23 protein-coding genes, 1 tRNA gene and 1 other RNA gene are annotated in these 23359 nt (G+C 38.4%); 21 read left to right on the forward strand and 4 right to left on the reverse strand.

Translation table 11 applies throughout. The features are described from left to right. Positions 1-342: a helix-turn-helix domain-containing protein gene (locus QM873_RS04915; RefSeq protein WP_414278923.1), complete on the reverse strand. Its 342-nt coding sequence runs from the start codon at positions 340-342 to the stop codon at positions 1-3. 870 nt (positions 343-1212) lie between these two features. On the opposite strand from QM873_RS04915, the gene QM873_RS04920 reads away from it, so the two are divergent. The 15 genes from QM873_RS04920 (at position 1213) to QM873_RS04990 (ending at position 14744) form a co-directional block, all read left to right on the forward strand. Next, the gene (locus QM873_RS04920; RefSeq protein ID WP_414278924.1) at positions 1213-1509 is read left to right on the forward strand and encodes a cytoplasmic protein; all 297 of its coding nucleotides are present in this window, start codon (positions 1213-1215) and stop codon (positions 1507-1509) included. A gap of 27 nt (positions 1510-1536) precedes the next feature. Further along, positions 1537-2007, forward strand: coding sequence for a conjugal transfer protein (locus QM873_RS04925; protein ID WP_414278925.1), 471 nt, complete (start codon positions 1537-1539; stop codon positions 2005-2007). 13 nt (positions 2008-2020) lie between these two features. Then, entirely contained in the window at positions 2021-3712 is a 1692-nt protein-coding gene (locus QM873_RS04930; protein WP_414278926.1) for an FtsK/SpoIIIE domain-containing protein, read from the forward strand. 205 nt (positions 3713-3917) lie between these two features. After that, a complete protein-coding gene (locus tag QM873_RS04935; protein ID WP_414278927.1) occupies positions 3918-5150 on the forward strand; it encodes a replication initiation factor domain-containing protein in 1233 nt (410 codons plus the stop codon). 14 nt (positions 5151-5164) lie between these two features. Continuing rightward, positions 5165-5398, forward strand: coding sequence for a hypothetical protein (locus QM873_RS04940; RefSeq protein ID WP_414278928.1), 234 nt, complete (start codon positions 5165-5167; stop codon positions 5396-5398). Position 5399: 1 nt separating this feature from the next. Beyond that, positions 5400-5957: a conjugal transfer protein gene (locus tag QM873_RS04945; protein WP_257738861.1), complete on the forward strand. Its 558-nt coding sequence runs from the start codon at positions 5400-5402 to the stop codon at positions 5955-5957. A gap of 11 nt (positions 5958-5968) precedes the next feature. After that, entirely contained in the window at positions 5969-6964 is a 996-nt protein-coding gene (locus tag QM873_RS04950; protein ID WP_414278929.1) for a conjugal transfer protein, read from the forward strand. 10 nt (positions 6965-6974) lie between these two features. Continuing rightward, positions 6975-7199, forward strand: a complete 225-nt coding sequence (locus QM873_RS04955) for a TcpD family membrane protein (RefSeq protein ID WP_048789269.1) — start codon at positions 6975-6977, stop codon at positions 7197-7199. A 2-nt stretch (positions 7200-7201) separates the two neighbouring features. Next, positions 7202-7612, forward strand: a complete 411-nt coding sequence (locus QM873_RS04960) for a conjugal transfer protein (RefSeq protein ID WP_414278930.1) — start codon at positions 7202-7204, stop codon at positions 7610-7612. A 13-nt stretch (positions 7613-7625) separates the two neighbouring features. Then, positions 7626-10130: an ATP-binding protein gene (locus QM873_RS04965; RefSeq protein WP_414278931.1), complete on the forward strand. Its 2505-nt coding sequence runs from the start codon at positions 7626-7628 to the stop codon at positions 10128-10130. Between the two features lie 12 nt (positions 10131-10142). After that, positions 10143-12074 carry a conjugal transfer protein gene (locus QM873_RS04970; protein ID WP_414278932.1) on the forward strand — a complete coding sequence of 644 codons (1932 nt, stop codon included), beginning with the start codon at positions 10143-10145 and terminating at the stop codon, positions 12072-12074. Continuing rightward, complete coding sequence (locus QM873_RS04975; protein ID WP_129822688.1) at positions 12064-12288, forward strand: hypothetical protein; 225 nt, start codon at positions 12064-12066, stop codon at positions 12286-12288. Before QM873_RS04970 ends, QM873_RS04975 begins: the two co-directional genes overlap by 11 nt. A gap of 16 nt (positions 12289-12304) precedes the next feature. Beyond that, the gene (locus tag QM873_RS04980) at positions 12305-13411 is read left to right on the forward strand and encodes a CHAP domain-containing protein (RefSeq protein WP_414278933.1); all 1107 of its coding nucleotides are present in this window, start codon (positions 12305-12307) and stop codon (positions 13409-13411) included. Positions 13412-13426: 15 nt separating this feature from the next. Further along, entirely contained in the window at positions 13427-13612 is a 186-nt protein-coding gene (locus QM873_RS04985) for a DUF3173 domain-containing protein (RefSeq protein WP_002908784.1), read from the forward strand. Between the two features lies 1 nt (position 13613). Next, the gene (locus tag QM873_RS04990; protein WP_414278934.1) at positions 13614-14744 is read left to right on the forward strand and encodes a site-specific integrase; all 1131 of its coding nucleotides are present in this window, start codon (positions 13614-13616) and stop codon (positions 14742-14744) included. A gap of 83 nt (positions 14745-14827) precedes the next feature. Here QM873_RS04990 and QM873_RS04995 read toward each other — a convergent pair. The 3 genes from QM873_RS04995 to QM873_RS05000 form a co-directional block, all read right to left on the reverse strand. Next, positions 14828-14900: transfer RNA gene (locus QM873_RS04995), tRNA-Lys, on the reverse strand. A gap of 2 nt (positions 14901-14902) precedes the next feature. Further along, positions 14903-15096: non-coding RNA, 6S RNA (ssrS, locus tag QM873_RS09955), on the reverse strand. A 66-nt stretch (positions 15097-15162) separates the two neighbouring features. Continuing rightward, positions 15163-16434, reverse strand: coding sequence for a replication-associated recombination protein A (locus QM873_RS05000; protein ID WP_125329757.1), 1272 nt, complete (start codon positions 16432-16434; stop codon positions 15163-15165). A 114-nt stretch (positions 16435-16548) separates the two neighbouring features. Here QM873_RS05000 and QM873_RS05005 point away from each other — a divergent pair, with 114 nt between their 5' ends. The 6 genes from QM873_RS05005 (at position 16549) to QM873_RS05030 (ending at position 23349) form a co-directional block, all read left to right on the forward strand. Then, the gene (locus QM873_RS05005; protein WP_125329758.1) at positions 16549-17019 is read left to right on the forward strand and encodes a DUF3013 family protein; all 471 of its coding nucleotides are present in this window, start codon (positions 16549-16551) and stop codon (positions 17017-17019) included. Positions 17020-17037: 18 nt separating this feature from the next. Further along, positions 17038-18111, forward strand: a complete 1074-nt coding sequence (locus tag QM873_RS05010; RefSeq protein WP_125329759.1) for a site-2 protease family protein — start codon at positions 17038-17040, stop codon at positions 18109-18111. 23 nt (positions 18112-18134) lie between these two features. Beyond that, positions 18135-18677: a hypothetical protein gene (locus QM873_RS05015; protein ID WP_125329760.1), complete on the forward strand. Its 543-nt coding sequence runs from the start codon at positions 18135-18137 to the stop codon at positions 18675-18677. 322 nt (positions 18678-18999) lie between these two features. Then, positions 19000-20034, forward strand: a complete 1035-nt coding sequence (locus QM873_RS05020; RefSeq protein WP_219074925.1) for an ATP-binding protein — start codon at positions 19000-19002, stop codon at positions 20032-20034. A 61-nt stretch (positions 20035-20095) separates the two neighbouring features. Then, positions 20096-22279 (forward strand): S8 family peptidase, encoded by a 2184-nt coding sequence (locus tag QM873_RS05025; protein ID WP_414278964.1) that lies wholly within the window; start codon positions 20096-20098, stop codon positions 22277-22279. A 50-nt stretch (positions 22280-22329) separates the two neighbouring features. Beyond that, positions 22330-23349: an AbiH family protein gene (locus QM873_RS05030; RefSeq protein ID WP_219074926.1), complete on the forward strand. Its 1020-nt coding sequence runs from the start codon at positions 22330-22332 to the stop codon at positions 23347-23349. The last annotated feature ends 10 nt before the right edge of the window (positions 23350-23359 follow it).

Consider the following 23359-nt stretch of genomic DNA (forward strand, 5'->3'; position numbering starts at 1 on the left):
CTAATTTCCCTCCTCAAAAGTTCTTTTTCGTTCTTCCATAAATTCAATCAATTCTTTTTTGAAGATTTCTTTTTCTTCATCGGTCAAACCTCTTGAATTCATACGGAAAAGCAATTCAATATTGTCTAAATCATCTGATTTTTCTTCTGAGTTCCCAACTAAATAGTCTACTGAAACATTCAAAACTTGAGCGATCTTAACTAAATTATCTTGAGTTGGTTTTTTTACTCCACGCTCCCATGAAGCATAAGCTGGTTGCGAAATTCCTAGTTTTTCAGCTACATCGACTTGGGTAAGATGAGCTTGTTTTCTAAGGTTTTTTAATCGTTCCGAAAATTCCATTTTAAACCTCTAAAATTTTTGTCTTATTTTCAAAAATCTCTTGACAAATATAACTGATAGTTATATACTAAGAATATAGCTGATGGTTATATTGGACTTAAAAATAATAACACCTAACAATCGGCATTATGATCATTGAAAATTAAATAAAAAGTGCGTCTGACAACCAGAGGGCTGATCATCAGAACAACACATAAACTTCGTACCTTTATTGTAAATGTTTTGATATTAAAAGTCAAGTCCATTTTGTGGTTGAAGTGAAGATATAAAACAAGTATTTGTGGGCTTCCACGCATTTCGGACTTTCGCACTTTTCCGAATAGTAAAGTGAACTGGCTTCGCCAAAGGGCGTAAGAGAATCTTTTGGGCATGATAATGACTCCCCAATGAGATTGGCTGGGAAAGCGATGGTAATTGACGCAAAGCACCTTGCTAAACGTTGCCACCGTGAAGGAGGGATCCTTCAACCAAATAACTTTTCTTTACTGCTGTCTATCACTATTGATAGACCTACTCTCAAGCTACTAAGTTCTTTCCTTTTTTCACTTAGTAGCTTTTTTACTTATTACAATAAAGGAGAACTCTATGACAAACTTTTTTCGCATTACAATGTAAGCGACTCTATGAAAACTATTTATTTACCTATGCTATGTTTGATAGCTCAGAAAGTCTACTAGCTAAACTATATAGTCAAGCCCTGGTAGATATAGATCATCTCGTCTCTAAGGCAAAAGAAACAGGATTTGCCTATGGAGATATTGATCTCTATAGTCGCATGTATAAACGCAAAATTTTTAATCACTATTACTCAAGAGTAAAGCAACTAGCTTAACTCTTTTTCTTTTACTCAAAATTTGAAAGGAGAATCCTATGATTCCAGAAACACTAAAAATGAAACCAGAATTTATCGGCCCAGCTTATTATGAAAAATTGGGGAAAGCTCCTCAGACTGTATTTGGTAAAAAAGGAAAATACCAACGTCATATTCTAAACAGTGAAAAACATGGGGCCTTTCATGTTATCACACCAGCTAGCCCAACAGTTTTTCCAGAAGATTCTCTGGTGGAAGTTATCAATCCAATCTTTCTAGCAGATAGCTCTTTAAACACCCGTAATGTCAACCCTGATCGCAATGTTTTTGCGGAAAAACTGGTACTCAAAAAATAAAGAATTTAATTAAAGGAGAAAATACATATGCCTAAAGTCGGATTAAACTATGGAGAAAAACTACAAATTTCAGATAAAACCTATCACGTTATTACAGAAGGATTAGATATCCCTCAAGTTTTTGGAAAACTAACCTTCCGTGGGATTGAAGGTCCAGAATTTATCTATGATACAGACCGTTCTGAGCGCAATGAAGATGGATCCTATAAAAAGGTCAATACCGGAGAGATTCGTGGCATCGTTGTAGGGATTCATTCATCTATTCAACGAGAGACCTTATTCTTTCAAATCGCAGATATGACTCAATTTGAAATTGAAGAACTAGGATTAAAATATCGTGAAGAAGTAGAATTAGAAGATATTGTTGTCGCCCATGTTCACGTGAACAATCGCGATATTTTTAAACTCTTTGCCTCAAAAATCAAAAAGAAAGCAGGAGGAGCTCCAGTCAAGGAAACTAAGGAAGTGAAACAAACAGAAAATAAGAAAGATAATTAGGAGGTGATCACTCATGAAACTCTTTACCTATCGAGGAAAAAGAGTTCAAATCTTTCATCGAAACATTAAGGGAATCACATGGTTTATCTGGTGGTTTCCTTTTTTATTGGTTCTCGCTTATTATGTCTATCTTCATTTTGAACAACTAAAGGTTCACCCTTTGCCTCAGAGTTATTTCATTGGAGCAGGAATCCTACTGTCTGCGTTACTTTCTTTAGGGATTAATTGGCTTTGTTACGAGAAAATCTTCTTTTTTCAAAAGCTCAATAGTCTTCGCATCCTCTCTCGTTTCTTATTAGAGAACAACTTATATCTGGTCAAGAAAGTCAAACGAGAGAAAGGCATAGTTGAAAAAATCACACTTCCAAAAGTCTACCTCAAACAAAGTCATTACGAGATTCAGGTCAGTTTTATTCTAGAAGGAAACAAGTTCCAAGATCGATTTTTAAACCTTGGCTCTACGCTTGAAGTTATGTTTAATGGAGACTTTCGTGACAAGAGTTTTGACAAGCGTTTTGTGAAATACAAAATCGCCATCAATCGGATTGAGAGTCGCATTTCAATTGATCAAGTTGAAGTCAAAGGCTCAAAAATCCGTCTTATGAAAGATGTCTACTGGGACTATGTAAAAGACTCTCACCTACTAGTTGGTGGAGGAACTGGAGGTGGAAAAACTGTCACTCTCATGTCCATTATCTATGCTTTATTAAAAGTCGGCTATATCGATATTTGTGATCCTAAAAACTCTGACTTGGCCTCTTTGAAAAAATTACCTGTTTTTCACGGTCGAGTATATTCGAGTAAAGAGGATATCATTAATTGCTTTAAAGAGAATGTCGAGTTTATGAAGAAGCGCTATGAAGTCTTAACGTCTTTTCCAGACTATAGACCAGGTACTTATTACACCCATTACAACTTAAAACCTAAATTTCTTCTAGTAGATGAATGGGCTGCTCTCATGGCCAAAATTGATCGAGACTATAGCCAACAGTCGGAGCTCATGGAATACCTCACTCAAATCGTTCTAGAGGGCCGTCAAGCGGGAGTCTACGTAATCTTTGCCATGCAACGGCCAGATGGAGAATATATCAAGACTTCTCTTCGGGACAACTTTATGATGCGACTTTCCGTCGGTCATTTAGAATCAACAGGCTATGACATGATGTTTGGGGATGCCAATAAAACCAAAGAGTTTAAAAAGTTAGATGAAATTAATGGAGTAAAAGTAGTTGGTCGTGGCTATATTGCTTCAAGTGGGAATCTAGCTGGTGAATTTTATTCACCTTATATTCCACTTGACCAGGGCTTTTCCTTCTATGATGAATACGCTAAAATCCCGATCATGGAGTTTGAAGGAGAAGAGTTCTCAGTATTTGAGGAATACCTGGAGGAGAAGAAATCGAAAGAGGAAAATAAGGTAGATGAACAATTACAAGAACCAGAATTTCTTCATCGTCCACTCAAAGAATTTGCGGATGAGCACGATTTAAAGATGCAAACTCTTCGAAAAATCATCCCTTATATGGAAGAGCACGGGATCTCATTTAAACGTACTGATTCCGCTATTCTCATTAAACCTTTCCAAGAAAAGTTACTTCTTGAAACAATCACTCAATTTGAGGAAGATGGACGCAAGTCTTATCCAAAAGCTATTGAAGCGATTGTCAGTCATCATGGGCTAGGACAAGGGCAAGGGCAAGCCTGACCACAGGTCAGGCGAAGACCGAAGCCCGCCGTTCCTGGCTCATGATGACAAGTAACCCCCGTTTCTAATAGGGGGGTTACAATTGGCAAAAACGCCATATCAACCCCTCCTCATTCCTTGTGGGAGTTAGGTTTTCGAATTTTAAAAAGTGTGTCACTTTCGTCAAAAAAGTGTGTCACTTAGTTAGAAAGAGGTGGTCAAATGAATGGACAAAATTAGTCCTTTTCATATCAAGAAATTCCGAAAACAGACAGGACTTAGCCAAAAGGACTTTGCACAAGCTGTGGATCTTCCAACTAGAACCTATCGGTCTTACGAAGCTGGCGAAAGAGGGCTAACTATTGAGAAGTTTAGAGAACTAAAAGAAAAACTGGGTTACCACAAAGACTGTGAACGAGATAGCCTTCGAGCTCAGATTGACTACCTCCGCTTGTCTTTCCCAAGACTCAAAGATTTAGATGACTTTTGTGTGAACTTCCTTCACTGCCCCTTGAGTGAGTTTACCGAACAAGAAACACGTCTCATGAACTATACACATCTCTGGCAAAGAGGAAACATCTGGATCTTTGATTTCTTTGATAAGGCGATCACTAATGACTACCAAGTCTGTCTTCAACTATCCGGCCAAGGATGCCGTGAGATGGAGGTTATTCTAGAGCACAAGGGAATCACTTGGCAAGTCTTTCTCCAACATATCCTCTACTCCTATCAGGATGTACGGGTTAAACGGCTTGATATCGCCCTTGATGAACTCTATAAGGGTTATGGACACGAAGACCAACAAATTCTAATACCAGATTTGATAAAGAAACTCCATGCCAATGAGATTGTTCTTGATACTCTCAAAAAATGGAATATCACGGGAGGTGGATCCTTCACCGATAACGAAGACATGGAAGCCAATCACGGCTTGTCCATTTACTTTGGAAGTCGTCAAAGTCAGCTTTACTTCAACTTTTATGAAAAGCGCTATGAAATAGCTCGAATGGAAAACATCTCCTTGGACGAATCCTTGGAGATTTTTGGTATCTGGAATCGCTACGAATTGCGGTTCTCAGACCAGAAGGCTCAAGGAGTTGTAGAAGAATATATCGCTGGTGTCGATCTGGGCGAAATCGCTAGAGGCATCATAAATAAAGAGATCCAAGTCTATGACGGCATCAATCAGTTTGGAGCCTACAAACCCGATGAAAAATGGCAACGACTCTTCGGAGGAGTCGAACCCTTAAAACTCTCAACTAACCCACAGCCTTACAGTATTGAACGAACGATTCGCTGGCTGACCTATCAAGTTGCTAACTCTCTTGCACTAGTCACTGAAGCAGACAAGATTCTCCAAACAGAATACATGAAAATGATTCAGAATAGCGGAGAGATCACTGATCGAGGAAAAGCCATGTTAAAGCTCCTCAAAGTTAGTAAACACTATGAACACTAGAAAGGAAAAACTATATGGAATACAAAGTTCAAATCAATTCACTAGAAAACTTTAAAGCCTGGTCAGGTGGATTAGAAACTCTAAACACTGTCCGTGAACGTGGTGGAGTTGATACTTTAACCGTTATCTGTGAAGATATCTTCTCTGGTGATATACCGACAGAAACTAAGATTAACGATTGGCTCTGGTTTGATTCAGATTTTATCTACCAAGCTCTGGGCTATGATGATCTTCTAGAGGCTTCTTAAGATGCTTAAGAAGATCTATCAGACGGACTTCTTCCTTTTGCCCGAACAAGAATTCTGGCATATGTACATTCTCTTACGAAAAGGAAAGGATTTCTACTATGAATGTGCTGGAAGATCTACCGAGAAGCTACCGGATGCGAAAGGTTTTTATGACTATGAACATGCCTGTTTTACGCTAGACGGGGAAATTCTTAGTCTAAACAAAAGAATGCGTCCCTCACTCATCGCTTTTATCCAACAAACCATTAAAAGCAATCAAGAAACATTTAGAAAGGAAATTGAAATGGCAACTAAAACAACATTTGAAAAGAAAGTCTCTCAAATCACCAATGAACTGGGAGAATTGCTTAAAAAGAAAGATCATAGAGAAGCTTGGACCAAGGCTGGCGAATTAAATAGTCTCCTTAAAAAAGAAGAAGCCAAGGATCTAAAACCTGACTTGATCGAACAACTCCAAACTGAGCTACGAGGCTACTATTACATTAACGGAGAAATTGAAAAAGCTAATAAGCGCCTCTATGCAAAAGGCTCAAAGCTCATTGAACTAGCTGCTCTCTAAAAGGAGGATCTATGGATAAAGCTAAACACTACTTACTAAAAGCAAGAGGCTACCTCTCGAAATTCAAAAAGATGGAAAAGAAAGGAGGTCCACCTAAACTGAAAATCACCAACAAGAAAACAATCAATCTGGCTGTTATTGGAGGAATTTCTTTCCTCCTTTTTGTTGGTCTATCGGGGGCTGTTCGTGCTATCACACTCTCGAATCAAGTCTCTAAACTAGAAAAGAATGTGGAGATCCTCCATGCCAAAAAAGCTCAGGCACCTGTAGAAGAAAAACAGTACGACTATAAGCTCCAGTACTATCTCAATGATTTTGTCTATGCCTACTTCACTCTCCCTCAAGAAGTTGAAAAACAAGAAGGACAGATCGACTACCTCAATAGCTTTTATAACTTTATACCGGATGTGAAATCTCAAGGCCAAGTCAGAAATCCAAGTGAGTTACTATCCGCTCAACTAATCACTGTAGAAAACAATGTGGCAACCTACCGGATCAAGTACAAGGAATGGATACGCCATGACAAGGAAACACAAGAAACAGAAATTGTGACAGGTTTCAATATCCCTTATGCTCAAAAAGGAAACAGCTACTATATCTCAGGCCTTCCTTGGTTCACTACCCTAGAAAGCTCACAAGCTGGATCCTTCAAGGAAGAAGACAAACTCACTCTTACTACTACAGATCGTCTTTCTGATTCAGTACACAAGAAAGTAGATAAGTTTCTGACTGTCTTTTTTACCAACTACACCACCAATCAGGATAATCTCAACTTGATTTCAAAAGATGTAGATGTTGTCGCAAACACCACCTTTAAAAGTATCGACTACACCTATCTCAAAAAGAATAAAAAGGGGCTAACAGCCTATGTTCAAGCAACCTTTGAAGTGGGAGGAACCACTCACTCTGAGAACTTTACCTTTACCCTTATCGAAAAAGAAAAAACCTACTATGTCTCTAAACTAGAGCACACAATCCCCTTAAACTACGCAAATAATCAAGAATAGGAGAATTTATATGAATACAGACAACTTACGAAGTTTCCTTCAAGGAGACGGAATTTGGATCCTAACAGCTATTGCGGTCCTTTTAGCCATCAAGGCTTGGCGAAACAGCTCCTGGCTCCAACTCTTTTCAGTCGTTGGCTTTTATGCCGTGATTGTCTCCATCGCAAAAGGACAGGATATCCTCAAAGCATTTGGATGGTTCCTGCGCCTCTTTGGAATTGAAACAGGACTTTAATCATGAAAGAAGAAAAACTCTATGATTACAGTAAGGGGCTAAATGCTCCTTATTGGATTCAAGAAATTAAGACGAAAAAGGGCACACGGATTTGGTACTTTGCGACACCGATGCAGTTGTCCTTTTTTATTGTCTTCATCCTCGTCTTTGTGGGGATGTTACTGTTTGGAGGAGTCCTTCTTGTTCCATTAGCTAAAATGACTCACTCCATTTCTCTCTTGCTCTATTGGTACCTTCCTTATAAGCTGGCCAAGTTCTACACTGAGTATGAACCTCATGGAAAGAAGATGCATCTCTTTCTCTCTGACTACCTGATGTATCTCTGGGACTTCAAACTCAATCAAAAAGCCATCTACCAGGAAGAACGGATAGAACCAATTGATGAAATTGTCTTTGAAAAAACAAACCTATAGAAAAGGAGGTCCTATGAGTATTACCTTAACCTACCCGATTCTAGAAACACATGACAACCTAGCTCTGAAAAAGGATCATTCCGTTGTCGCTTTCTATCGAATCCCCAATACTCCCATCACCATTACGGATGATGAGAAAAAATGGAAACACAAAATTACTGTTGCGCAAATGATGAAAAAGCTCCAAAAGAATCAACACTTTGAGATTTCATTAATTCCAAAAGACTATCTCCTAGAAGAAAAAATGCGGGACTTTTCCGATGCTCTAGCAGAGGACAGCCGTGAACTGGGAGAAGAATTGCTTCTTTACACGGTGGATCGTCTAACAGACGAGATGGAGATTCCTTATCAGTTTGACTGGGTGATTGGAGTCACCCTTCGCAAACAAAATCACGGGGCAACCATTAAAGACTTGGCCTATGAAAGCTTTACAGACTTTTCAGAAAAAATCGCAAAAGGGCTTGGCTATGAGTTGGAACTGAGTCCAACTTGGTATCAAGAATATCAAAGTGACGAATTAACTATCTTTCAAGCCCTTTCTGTTCTTCGAGCACAGCGCCTCACCAATGAAGAACTTTTCTACTACCAACGGATGCAATACCTCCGCTATATCCCTCACTACAAGAAAGAAGTGATTGCCAATCGTGCGTCTTTCAATATCACAGATACCTTGATTAAGGTCCTTAAAGGAGGCTTTCTGAAACTAGAAAGCCCTTATGGGTCCTCCTTTGTGACGATTCTTCCTGTTGGAAAGTTTCCCGTTCAATTCAATGGTTTTCACTTAGGAGAATTCATCCAGCGCTTGAATTTTCCAGTTGAGTTACGAATCAAATCTGAGTTCATTGATACCAATAAGATTAAAGGCAAGATGGGACGTTCCAACACTCGTTATCGAAACATTATGGAAGAAGCTGAGAATACCGACACCGTCCAACAAGATGAGATCATTATGGGATCCATCTCTCTAAAAGATCTGATGCGTAAAGTCGGAAACAAAGAAGATATTATTGAATATGGAGCCTACTTGATTGTCTCAGCTTCAAGTGTTCACCAGCTCCGCCAAAGACGACAAGTGGTCCTTAACTATTTTGATGATATGGGAGTTGAGATTAGTGAAGCCTCACAAGACGGCCCCTATCTCTTTCAAGCTCTCCTATACGGGGAACCTCTTCAAAAGAAAACTCGTATCTGGACTCACATGGTAACACCTCGAGGCTTTGCGGAACTCATGCCCTTTACCAATACCACTTCTGGAAATAGAATTGGTTGGTATATCGGCCGGGTTGATAACTGGACAGGACGCTGGGACTCCATCTCAAAAGCTATCGAATCATCCAAAAACATTGTTCTCTATAATGCGACAGTGGGAAACAAAGAAGATATTGCAGGAAAGATCACCAAGAACCCTCACATCATTATCACTGGGGCAACTGGCCAAGGAAAATCCTTCCTCGCTCAGATTATCTTTTTAAGTGTCGCTCTTCAAAATGTCAAAACTCTCTACATTGACCCTAAAAGGGAACTTAGAAATCACTACCAAAAAGTAATTAACTCTCCGGAATTCGCTCGTCTTTATCCTAAACGCAAGAAACAAATTGAGAACTTTAATTTTGTGACGCTGGATAGCTCACTACCATCAAACCACGGTGTCTTAGATCCTATTGTGGTTTTGGATAAGGAACAAGCTGTAGAGGTCGCAAAGAATATGCTCGAATTTCTTCTTCAAGCTGTAGATGATGTATCAATGGACCAAAAGACAGCTATTACAGAAGCTATAAATACCATTGTCGAACGTCGAGTAGCTGGTGAGTTGGTCGGCTTTAAACATGTCCTAAAAATTTTAAGAGAGGCTGCTTCATCAGACATAGCCTCAGTCGGACGTTACTTAACATCCATTGTCAATAATTCAATTTTAGAGTTAGCTTTCTCAGACGGAACTACAAAAGGTCTCAATTATGAGTCTCGTGTGACTGTTTTAGAGGTTAATAATCTCAAACTCCCAAAGGATGATTCCACTAAGATTTCAGATCATGAACGAAATTCTATCGCCCTCATGTTTGCGTTGGGAGCCTTTTGTACTCACTTTGGAGAACGAAATGAACATGAAGATACGATTGAGTTCTTCGATGAGGCATGGATCCTCATGAAATCCGCAGAAGGAAAAGCAGTTATCAAAAATATGCGCCGGATTGGACGCTCTAAAAATAATACGCTTGCTCTCATTACTCAGTCTGTGCATGATGCAGAAAATGACGATGATACAACAGGTTTTGGGACAATCTTTGCCTTTTATGAAAAGTCTGAACGAGAAGATATATTGAAACACGTCAACCTTGAAGTGACTGAAAACAACCTAGAATGGATTGATAATATGATCTCTGGTCAGTGCCTTTATTCTGATGTCTACGGCAATCTCAACATGATTTCTGTTCACAACATCTTTGAAGATATTGATATGCTTCTAAAACCAATGAAAGCTACGGTATCGTCAAGTCTTGAAAATAAATATGCTAGTTAAGGAGGTGAATCCATGCAAGAAGCTTTTGAGAAATTAAGAGGAGTCGATATCTTCTCTCTCAAGTCCTATATGGAGCCGACTAGCTTTGGGTCTTTCAATGGGGCTTGGGTCTTAATTAACGAACTCTTCGTCAACTTCTTCTTTTTCATTCTCAATGCGGTAGTTGGTTTCTTCTCGCTCTTAATTCGTGTATTAGAAAGTGTTGATTTATACTCTGCCTATAAGAACTACGTCTATAAGGGAGCTAGTAAAATCTGGAGTGGTTTCACTGGCTCTTCCCATGGAGGAGTCACAAGTGGTTCCTTAATTTCTATTTTGTTATTAGGACTTGCCTTTTATCTTTTCTACCAGTATTTCTTCTCAAAAGGAAGTTTCACAAGAACTATGATTCATGTCTGTATGGTGATACTTCTTGGCTTTAGTTACTTTGGGACCATTGCTGGAACATCTGGAGGCCTCTATTTACTAGATACCATCAACTCCGTTTCCAAAGATGTATCTTCCAAGATTTCAAACATCGAGATTAACTATGGAAAAGAGAAATCCCTAAAAGTTGGGGAGACAATGGCAGATAACTATATAGCAGAAACGTCTTATAAGGCCTATGTCTTTGTCAATACGGGTCAGGAAAATGGGAAATACAAGAATAGTCAAGATGGAAAAGAAGAAACTTTTGACGATAGTCAAGTTCTAGGAACGGGTGACAAGAATGGAAACTTTAAACCTGTAAAAGCTAAAACTCGTATAGACTATTTAGACAGAATGGGGGATGGTGCTAACGAAGATTCAGAAGAAAACCGTTGGGTATCGGCTATGCCAGACTTTATCTTTATTCGCATGTTCTATGTCATCTTTAAAATTGTAGAGGCCTTTGTCTTAGCTATCCCCGTTATCTTAATTCAGCTCTTAAATGTCCTGGCTCAACTCTTAGTCCTCATGATGATTCTGCTCTTTCCTATTGTCCTTCTAGTATCCTTCATTCCTCGAATGCAAGATCTGATTTTCGGAGTTTTAAAAGTCATGTTTGTAGGTCTAGCATTTCCAGCAATTACAAGTCTTTTAACCCTTCTCATCTTTTACATCGAAAAGCTCTTAGAAAATTTAGTTACCAGTGGCTTTGATAAAGTTTTAAAAACTCTGCCTTCTCTTATCCTATTCGGACTTGTCTTTAAACTTTTAGTATCAGTTGTTTCAAAAGGTACCATTTACATTCTCATGTGGAAGTACAAGGCTGAATTGATTCAATTCATTTTAGGATCCAAAGCCCGTATGATGGCAAATGATTTTGGAAATCGTATGGAGCACGGGATGACTCGAACAAAAGAGGTTGCTTCTCAAGTTCCAAGTCGTAGTCTTTCAACCGCTCAACACTTAGGAAATTTCGCCTTAGCTGGAGCAGGAATTGGAGCAGGAACGCTCATGCATTCTAAAGATCACTTCCAACAAGTCGGCTCTTTCTTTACTCAGAAAGACACGATGCCAGAAGATGAATTCGAGCCAGAGATTCCAACTGAAACACTTGTTGAACAAGAGAGCACAGTAGCTCCTGAGATTGAAACAACAAAAAACTTAGAGAACATGACTACTCCAAAAGTTAAGTCTACAAAAAGACCAAGTATGCCAGAAAGGAATAAAGAACTGTCTAGTGAGAACACGAGTGCACCTATTCAACCAGAGCTTCCTTCGAATACAAAAGATGAATTTCAGACACTGAAAGAAGAATGGATTTCCCCATTTAAACAACACCAAATCAATTCACTGGAACGTGAACTAGATAAATACAAAGATCCGAAAGCCATGTATAAGGCTCAAGGATCCAATGCCTTTACTCGTGCCTATCGAAAGACTATGACTCGAGATGAGAAATTACGCACCAATATTGAACGAAGAAACAAACTAACAGAACGACTCAATCAATTGAGAGGAGAATACAATGAATATTAGAATTCATTCAAGAACAGCTTTCCCAAGGATTCTTGAAGAAACTCTTTTTCAAACTTACCAAGAAGGGAAACGCTCAGTCGATTTCCTTCTTTTGTTTCCTGTTAAAGAACGTGAAAAAGACTCTATACTGGATCAAGTCAAAGCACATTCTGTCGTACTAGATGCCAAGTGGCGCTTTGGGACAGTGCTATTCACAGCTTATATCAAACATTAACTAGAAAGGAGGTCCTATGAAGAAATTAAAATGGTTTTTACTAGTTGGACTAATCCCCATCATTCTCCCCTTTCTTCTCATTATCATTCTTGCGGTTGCCACAGCAGGAAGTCCGACAGGAGGATCTGGGATAGATGGAGCCACTTATGCGGAACACTGGTCCTCTGGAGATCCTTATACGCACAATCTATTAGTTCATCGATATGGCATTACAGCAGCTCAACTAGACGGCTTTTTAGACACTTTAGGGATCTCCTATGATAAGAACCGGATTAACGGTAAAAAACTCCTAGAATGGGAGGCTAAATCCAATCTAGATGTCCGAGGTATCGTGGCAATTGCCTTAAATGAAAGCTCACTCGGAACTGCTGGAGTCGCAAGAAACCCTGGTGCCAACATGTTTGGTTATGGAGCATTTGATTCAAATCCTGAGAATGCCAACAATTTCAATGACGAGGTTGCCGTGGTTGCCCTAACCCAACAGACAATTATTGGGAATAAGAATGAAACTTTCAAAATTCAAGATGATAAGGCTCAAAAATTTGCGAATGGTTCTTTGAATCAGAACATTGATGGAGGGGTCTATTTTACAGATACTACAGGCTCTGGCAAACGTCGAGCTGAAACGATGAGAAAGCTAGATCAGTATATCGATGAACATGGTGGAACACCGAAAGCACCGATCCAATTAACTGGAAAAACTCGAGATGGAGGTGGAGTTACTGCAAGTGATATACCAGTAGGATATAGTCTTACAAAAGCTATCGACACAAATGGATATATCACTAGCACCTATCCTTGGGGAGAATGTACTTGGTATGTCTTTAACCGTGGAAAACAAGTTGGAGTTAACTTTGATCCATTTATGGGAAATGGTGGCCAATGGATGAATAAGCCAGGCTTCAAAACAACCCATGCACCAACCGAGCACTCTGCTCTATCATTTAGCCCTGGAGAAGCTGGAGCTAATCCAATATACGGGCATATTGCCTTTGTGGAACAAGTCAAATCAGATGGCTCAATTCTTGTGTCAGAATGTAATGTCAAAGGGCTTGGAGTGATTAGTTACCGTACATTTGACGCTCAGACAGCAAAACAATTTACCTATGTATTAGGACACTAGAAAGGAGAATTAATAATGATAAATAATACGATATCACAAAAAGATTTGATCGAAATGGGGTATAAGCAATATACAGCTATGCAGATTATACACCAAGCAAGAAAATTGATGGTTAACAAAGGTTATAGTTTTTACGATCGAAAACGTTTGATGGTTGTGCCTAAAAGTGCAGTCTCAGAAGTATTGGGAGTGGAGTTGTAGTATGGCAAGTATTAGATATTTAAAACGAGGTAAAAAGAATCTTTGGACCTATACTATAAGGGATGAAACAAGTAAGACAATTGCTTATAAAAGTGGTTTTGAAACAAAGAAAAAAGCTCAAATAGAAGCAGAAAAATTGTTAAGAAAGTTAAATCGTGGATATACCCTTGATAGTAAAATGACACTCTATCAGCTATATCAAGAGTGGCTCAATTTAAAAATACTACCTAGTAAACGCAGTCAAACCACAAAAAAGAAGTACATTCTAAGGAAAGAAGTTATTAGGAAATTATTTGGAGAGACTCCTGTTTCGCAAATAAAGCCCAGTAAATATCAACGTATCATGAATGATTATGGTAAAACTGTAACACGAAATACATTGAGTAGACTTCATACAAGTATCCAGGAGTGTATTAAAACAGCACAAGCAGATAAGGTTTTCTTAGAAGATTTTACTTTTTTTGCGGAATTATTTTCATCAAAAGAGTCACAGGCTACAGAAGATAAGTATATTCATAGCGAGAAAGATTTTAACACTATCATTAACTATTTTAAGCAAAAAATGGATTATAGAAGATCAGTTGTTCCTTTTGTAATTTATATGCTTTTTAAAACAGGTATGAGGTTTGGGGAATTAATCGCTTTAACCTGGGAAGATGTGGAGTTTAATGAAAAAGTAATTAAAACATACAGACGATACAATACGACGATTTGTCAATTCGTTCCACCCAAAAATAAAACATCTATTCGGAGTATTCCGATAGGTGAAGAAGAGCTTGAAGTGTTGAAATTGTTGCAGAAGGAACAAGAAGTAGTGAATACAGATCTTGGAATTATCAATAATGAAAACTTTGTTTTTCAACATTATGGCTATGTTCAAGAAATTCCTAATATTGCTACTGTTAATAAAGCATTAAAGAAGACTTTGACTGAATTAGAGATTGCACCAATTATTACTACAAAAGGCACAAGGCATACTTATGGTAGCTATTTGTGGCATAATCAAATTGATTTGGGAGTAATAGCTAAAATCCTAGGGCATAAAGATATTTCTATGTTAGTAGAAGTATATGGTCATACACTACAAGAGAAAATCAATGAAGAATTTGATAACGTTAGAAAACTTTTATAATTATTTGGTACAAATTTTGGTACAAAAAACAAAATGACAGACAAAAAAGCCTGATATATCAGGCTTCCTGTTGAATTATTGGATGCCCCCTGCAGGGCTCGAACCTGCGACCCATAGATTAAGAGTCTACTGCTCTACCAACTGAGCTAAGGAGGCAAAAAAAAGCTGTATTGGTGCCGAAACTTCACGGTTTGTATTGAACCCGCGCAATTAAGCAGGTGGGCAACTTGCTCTAACTGAAGCTGCTTCCGCGTGATACGGCCTGCATGCTGTTAGAAGTCCTTTGTTTCCCTAATAATACAAAAAATAGTCGGTCAACACTTAAGTGTGAAGTCGTACACCACAGCGTTTCTATATGTATATGATACCATATTTCAAAAAAATTTCAAGAGAAAATCTCAATTTTTTGGAACCGATATCACCTTTTCTTGAGTTGATCAATCTTCTCTTTTGTCGTCCCTAGAGCTCTCTCGTATTTGCCATTTTCATTAGGAGTGAAATAGGAGACACCCTTAAGCTTGTCTGGTAGGTAGTCCTGTTGGACCCAATTACCAGGATAATTGGGGGGGTATTTGTAATCTTGGGCATTCCCCAAGGTCTTGCTTCCGGCATAGTGGCCATCCCGTAAATGGCGAGGGATGGGAAGGTTGCCCGACTTCCGGAGGTCAGCCAAGGCCTTGTCCATGGCGACGTAAGCCGAGTTGGACTTGGGTGAAAGGGCCAGATCAATGACGATGTTGGCGATGAGGATGCGGGCTTCGGGGAAGCCGATCCGCTCCGCTGCTTGGAGAGCTGTCACCGTATGGATCTGCGCATCTGGATTGGCCAGGCCGATATCTTCGTAGGCAATGACCGTCAAGCGACGAGCTAAGCTGGGTAGATCACCGGCTTCAATCAAACGTGCGGCATAGTGGAGACTAGCATCGACATCGGATCCGCGGATAGATTTTTGAAGGGCGGAGAGGACATCGTAGTGGCCGTCTCCATCTTTGTCCATGGTGATATAGCTCCGCTGGAGGCTATTTTCCATGATGTCGAGACTGATGTGGCGAACGCCATCCTCCCCTTCCTTGGTAGAGAGGACGGCTAAATCGAGAGAATTATAGGCAGAACGCAGGTCTCCATTGGTCGAAGTGGCGATGAAATCCAAGGCTTCCTCATCGAGGGTAACAGGGAAGTCAAAGCCCCGCTCAGGGTCGCTCAGTGCCAACTGGATCGCCTCTTTGACCTGTTCATTGGTCAAGGGTTCCAGCTCAAAGATCTGCACCCGACTGCGAATGGCAGGCGTCACGGAAAAGAAAGGATTTTCGGTTGTAGCGCCGATCATGATGACCAGACCGCTCTCCAATAAAGGCAGGAGAAAATCTTGTTTGGTCTTGTCCAAGCGATGGATCTCATCCAAAAGCAGGACTAAGCCGCCCGAAAACTTTGCTTCCTCTGCGATCTCTTGTAGGAGTTTTTTGCTATCGACGGTTGCATTGAAGGTCCGAAAGGCATACTTGGTTGTGCCCGCGATGGCAGAAGCAATACTGGTCTTGCCAATCCCTGGTGGGCCAAAGAGAATCATGGACGAAAGACGATTGGCCTCCACCATGCGGCGGATGATTTTCCCCTCCCCGATGAGATGCTCTTGTCCGATGACCTGATCGATGGTTTTAGGGCGCATGCGTAGGGCGAGATTGTCCGGCATGAGGGTCTCCTTTCTAGCTTTGTCTCCTTTAAAAGAGGCAGTTTTTATGGTAAGATTGTAGTAACTATTGTATCATATTCCGCTCTAAGAGTGGGAAATTAGAAAGAGGACACAATGTCTAAATATGGATTTTTGGATGTTTTAGAAGAGGAAATGGAAAAGGTCTTTCCCTTTGACTTTGAGATCAATTGGGATAAGAAAAACCATGCGGTCGAAGTGGCTTTTCTCTTAGAAGTGCAAAACACAGGAGGAGTAGCCCTAGTCGATGGGTCGGGGGAAGAGTCTGACGAGGATATCTTCTTTGAAGAAGCCGTCATCTTCTACAATCCAGCCAAGTCGCATGTGGAAGAAGATGCCTATTTAACGGCGATTCCGTATGAGCCGAAAAAAGGCTTGTCTCGGGAGTTTCTAGCTTATTTTGCGACCTTCCTAAAGGATACAGCCGAGCTGGCCTTGGATGACCTCATGGATTTCTTAGCAGACGAAGAAGCAGAGAGCTTTGAGATCGTCTGGAACCAAGAAGTTTTTGAAGAAGGAAAGGTTGGTCTAGAAGAAAGCACCTTTTACCCTTATCCGAGATATTAGAAACAAGTGGGAGAGTTAATGAAAAAAATTGGGACCTACCTGGTTTACGGCCTGTCCTTTCTTCTCTTGATGGGTGCTTTTGCCTTGGGGACGATCGCCTTTACGGACCTAGGCTTTCAACTGGTTTTTGTACCGGGCTATCTCTTCACTTTTGGTAGCATGTATCTCATTTTCATCCTTCATGAACTGGGGCATGCTTTTTGTGGCTATCTGACGGGCTATCGCCTCGTCGCTTTAGGCTTGGGAAGTTTCCTCCTGACTAAAAAAGCAGGAAAGTTTCGTCTTAGTCGCACGGCAATTCTGAAAAATGTCGGTGCCCAGTATATTGGACTAAAAGAGGATGAAAGTGACCAACGAATGATCTTGATGCTTTCAGGTGGGATATTGGTTCATTTGACCTTGCTCATCTTATCCATCCTCTTTGGAGTTCTGACACAGAGTTGGTATTTTGCAGGCACATGGATTTGTCTAAATCTCTCCTTCATTTTGGCCAATGTTCTCCCCCTTGGGATTACAGATGGAGCCAAGATTTTAGAATTGATGCGCCATCCTGAAAATGTACCCTATGCTTATCTAGGATTGCGCCATTCTGCTCAGACCCTGCTAGCGCCAGAAGACTACGATCTAAAAGACTTTGTTAGACCTGTTCCTGAGGAGGCGCAAGGAGGCTTTGTGGAGGGGGTCTTAGCCCTTCAGGGAGAAGTCTTGATCCTAGAGGGCGATCGAGAGGCGGCTAAGGAGCACTTTCAGGCTTTACTGGAGAGGGCAGCCAACCCGATGATTCAAACGGCTACTCAGTTATCCCTACTGCATATCGCCTTGCTGGAAGGAGATGATGAGAAAGCAGAGGAGTACGCGACCATTCGACGAGTCAAGTCTTTTTTGTCGATGAAATTGACCAATATACAGGCGGTCCAAGCCTGGTATCAATTTAAGGTCAAGAAGGATTTGGCCCAGACACACAAGGCGATCAAGCTTGCTAGACAGAAGATGGATGTAAGTCGCATGCTACGGGATGAGAAAGCTTATTACCAGCAGTGGTTAGATGAGTTGGAACAAGCCATACAGGAAGAAGAGACTCAGGTGAGCTGAGAAATAGGAAAGGGAGCTGTCCGATGCTTCAGAAATTTAAGCGGTTATTTAGTAAAAAATCCCAAAAATCTCAAGAACGTGAGTCAATCCTTCCCCGCAATCGCTTTGCGGACTTAGATTTTGAGCGAGTATTGAAGTCAGGAACTCGTTGTTGTGTTGATGAAGATGGGCACTATGTTGAGGATGGTAAAATCACATTATTTGAATTTTCTATAGACTTTGCAGAATTTGAGTTCATAGGTGATTTCAAAATTGAGGAGGAAGATCAGTTTAAGCAACTATTAGCTCGTTTGAATAGTTTTGACAATGCCATTCAGTCCCATTTGGAAAGCGAGTTGCAACAACCTATCCCTCAGTTTGCCAAGAATCTCGGCTATACTCAGAAAAGGTGGGAGAAAACCTTTTACTTTCATCCTTGGATATTTAGTTTTGATGAAAATCCTCCTAATCTTCGCTATGTTGCCGATTATGTAAATGATGAGTTTACGGTCTATTTTGCTAAAAAACATGGCAGATGGCAGGCGTACTGGGATGCAGAGTGCCAAAAGGAAATTGAAGAAAGCTAGCTAGGGGTTTTCTATAGAGTAGTAGTTATGATAAGAAAAGGTCATCATCATGGAATTATTGGATAGCAGAATAGATTTTACGGGTTGTAAGATTGCCTTGATTTGTGAGAGGCAAATTTTGACCATCTTACGCGATGATAAACCAACTATTCCTTGGCCTAATCTGTGGGAGTTGCCAGGTGGTGGAAAGAGTGTCAGGGAAAATCTGATATAGTTTTGCATTACAAGAATATCCTTTTAAGGTTATTCTTTTTTATTTTGTCCCAAAAGAATTGATTTTGTCCCAAAAATATAGTATTATTTGTGTAAGGAGGAATGAATCATGAAAAAATCAGATGTTCTTGATTTAATAAAGTATCATTATGAGGGCAGAGAGACAGAATTTAGAAATCAATCCATAGCAATTGCTCGGAACTTCAATAAACATGGTGATACACAATTAGCACAATATATTATGGGGTTAATGTCTCAAAGTGATAGATTCATGCCACAAATAGAAAATTCTAGTGAGTATTTGACTCCTGCTAAACTAGATATTGGTCCTCTCCCATTGCCTCTTTCAATTATGAATGATTTAAAAGGAATAATAAACGCTGTCAATCATCATATTGGAATAAATAAATTTTTATTTGTGGGATCTCCAGGTACTGGAAAAACTGAAAGTGTAAAGCAGGTGGCTAGACTTATTGGCAAGGAATTACTTGTAGTAGATTTCAGTCATTTAGTAGATAGTAAGCTAGGGCAAACAGTCAAAAACTTAGCAACTCTTTTTAATGAAATCAATAATCTTCCTTTCAAGCAAAATTATATCATCCTATTTGATGAAATTGATTCCATAGTGTTGGATAGGGTTAATCAGAATGATTTAAGAGAAATGGGACGAGTGACTTCTGCCTTTTTAAAGGAGTTGGATAGGCTGTCGCCAGAAATTGTATTAATTGCAACAACAAATCTTTTTGAAAATCTTGATAAGGCAGTAACGAGAAGATTCGATGCCGTAATTGACTTTGACCGTTATACTGATGAAGATAAAGTAGAAGTAGCTACTATTATTTTAAATGAGTTATTAAAGCAATTTAAGAATGTAGCTAGAGATTTAAAATTATTTAAAAAAATTATCAATAGTGCCAATGTAATACCGAATCCTGGTGATTTGAGAAACTCAATAAGAACGTCATTGGCATTCAGTGATCCAAAAGATCCGCACGATTACCAAAAACGTCTCTTAAGAAGTTTGCATAATGGAAAAAATTTATCTATTTCTAAATTATCAAAATTAGGTTTTACAGTTCGAGAAATTGAAATTTTAACAGGTGTTTCTAAAAGTAGTGTATCACGAGAATTGAGCGAGGGTTGACATGAATACATTATTGACATTACGTGGAAAAAGTTTCACACAAAAATCAAGAAATAATGGTATGGGACCAATAACGATACCCAAAAAAGCAATAATTACATTGGAACATTTGAAGTATCTTCATTCTTCATTAGAAGAAACGAAAACATATTGGGAGAAAAATAACATTATCGATGGTATTTTGATCAGTATTTACTATAATCGAATTGTTGCCAAAAGTAACCGTATTAATGGCTATTTCAATGTAGGAGGAGGGAATCCATTCCCAAATGATACCATTGTGGGGGCAAAATTCAATGATGAGAAGACAAAACATATTGTTACTCATTATATTTCTAGAGATGCTCTTAATAAAACAATCACCATTTTAAGTAAGATAATTGAAGTTTTTGAGGAACATTTTGATAGAGAGATAACATGTGAGATGTTCTCTGATTCATCAACGTTTGCTTCTATAAATTTTTCGGAGTATGGTATTTCAAAAAGCAAATTTCAACAGTATTTGAGAGATTCTTGCTTTATTGAGAAATTTGGGGTTGAGTATACTACAGTTTCTGATATTCAAAATTCTATCGTGACATTTTATGATGTCCATACAGATATTATTAGATTACTGAATAAATTAAATATTGATATTTCAGAAGCTAATATCATGAATCAGACCACGGTCTTGCTTGATGAAAAAAATATTGAATTGTTATTATCAAAAGCTCCCTATCTTGTCTCCATGATTGTGGAAGATTTTTCTAAATTATCTGTAGATGATTTTTCTTTAGATAATAACGGTTTTAAAATAAATCTTACATCTCCAATGAACGAACCAGTTGTTGGCGTTATTGATACCTTATTTGACAAAAGAGTTTACTTTAATGAGTGGGTGGAATATCATGATTTAATCTCACCTGATATTAGCAAAGATAGCCAAGATTACAAGCATGGGACAGCTGTGACTTCTTTAATCGTTGATGGAGCCAATTTGAACCCTAATCTGGATGATGGTTGTGGAAATTTTAGAGTGAGGCATTTTGGTGTGTCACTGCAAAGTGGATTTAATTCATTTACAATCATAAAACAGATAAAAGAGATTGTTTCTCAGAATTCTGATATTAAGGTTTGGAATCTTTCTTTAGGGTCCAATGATGAAATAAGAGAAAATTTTATCTCTGCAGAGGGAGCTTTATTAGACGAAATTCAATTTGAGAGTGATGTAATTTTTATCATAGCTGGGACAAATGCTTCAGTAATAAATGGGAAACGTAAAAGAATAGGTGCTCCTGCTGATTCACTTAATTCTATAATAGTAAATTCTGTTGATTTTAATAATCAATCAGTGTCATATTCACGAGAGGGTATTGTTTTATCATTCTTTGTTAAACCAGATGTGTCATATTATGGAGGAGGAAATGGTGACTTTATAAATGTTTGTGAACCTCTAGGATTAGGTCGTGTAGCTGGAACAAGTTTTGCGGCACCTTTTATTGCAAGGAAAATGGCCTATCTCATTCATATTATGGGACTTAGCCGAGAAGAAGCAAAGGCTTTGCTAATTGATGCAGCAATACCCTGGAATGATAAGAAAACATTCACTGATTTATCTTTGATAGGAAATGGTATTGTTCCAATAAAAATGGATGATATTTTATCTACACCTGATGATGAAATTAAATTTATTGTGTCAGATATCTCTAGGGCTTATGATACCTATAATTATGATTTTCCAGTACCTATTTCTAGTGAGAGTTATCCATATGTAGCTAAGGCAACAATGTGTTATTTCCCTAACTGCTCAAGAAATCAAGGGGTTGATTATACAAATACTGAGATGCAGCTTACTTTTGGTAGGTTAAAGTCAGACGGTATCGAATCGATAAATAAAGACAATCAGCATGCCGAAGATACCCCAGGATATGTGAGAGAAAACGCTGCTAGAAATATATTTAGGAAATGGGATAATGTCAAGCATATTGGAGAGTCGTTTACTTCTAGAAAGAGAGCTAAAGCAATTTTAAATCCATCAAATCCTCAGTGGGGGATGAGCATTAAAACAATCGAACGTTTGAAAAGTGGTGATGGACAAGGAGTACGTTTTGGTGTAGTAGTTACATTAAAAGAATTAAATGGCGTTAATCGTATTGAAGATTTTATTCAGCAAGCTGAATTAAGAGGTTGGCTAGTTAATAGATTACAAGTTGAAGCTCAAGTAGATCTCTTTAATAGTTTAAATGAAGAAATTGAATTTGAATAGTGGATATTTTATCCTTATTTTAGATATTAGGAATACAAGAGGGCAAAGATATGAATATCACCTATATCGTCGGAAATGGTTTGGATTTACAATATGGTTTGAAAACAAGATATAAGGATTTCTATGAATTTCAAAATAAGGTTTACATAAGTAGGAAAGAGAATGAGGAGGAATATTCAAATTTTATTTATGATTCGCTATTTTCTGATAAAGTAAATGATTATGAAAATTGGTCAGATTTTGAATTGTCAATTGGTAAATTGACAAAAGATAGCGACCTCATCTCTTCAAATATAGAAATGAAGGAGGATTTTATAGACGATTTTAGTGAAGTAGTTGACGATTTAAGAGAATATCTACGATTACAACAAGAACAAAATCTCGAGGAAGGTATTGTAATTGACTTTGTAAGCACTCTAAATGATATGAAAAATTCTCTCCCTTTAATCAATCAATCTGCTATCGAAAAAAAATATAAAGAAAATTTATATCAACACGACATCGTGAATATATTAACCCTTAATTATACAAATGTGTTCGATAGATTATATGATAGATCGGGAAAATCATTTGAAAACAAATTAAGAAACAATAGTTTTAATTTTTATATTAAATCTCCAATTCATGTACATGGGACAGTAGATATTTGCACGGTTTTAGGAGTTAGCGATGATACACAAATTTCAAATAGTTTTGATGAAGAACAAAAAGAATTCTTAATAAAAAATTTAGTTTTGAAGAACTATAGAGAAAATATGGATGTAAAGAATAGTGATATTATAAAAAACTCTGACATCATTATTCTCTATGGGGTTTCTTTGGGAGAGACTGATAGGTATATCTGGAGTCAGATCGCTGAACGATCAATTAGCGGTTCTGTTCCTGTCATAATTTATCATTATGTACCTCATTTTGATCCAGGGAATCCCACTAGAGTGAAGCGTTTATATAAAATGGTAGAAGACAAATTTATACAGAATAGTGGTATAGACTTAGAGTCAGAGAAAAAATTAAGAGACAACCTTATTGTCGTTATTGGTAAAACTATTTTTGATCTAATAGAGAGGTAATTTTAAATAC

Source organism: Streptococcus australis (assembly GCF_047463015.1).
GTDB classification, from domain to species: domain Bacteria; phylum Bacillota; class Bacilli; order Lactobacillales; family Streptococcaceae; genus Streptococcus; species Streptococcus australis_F.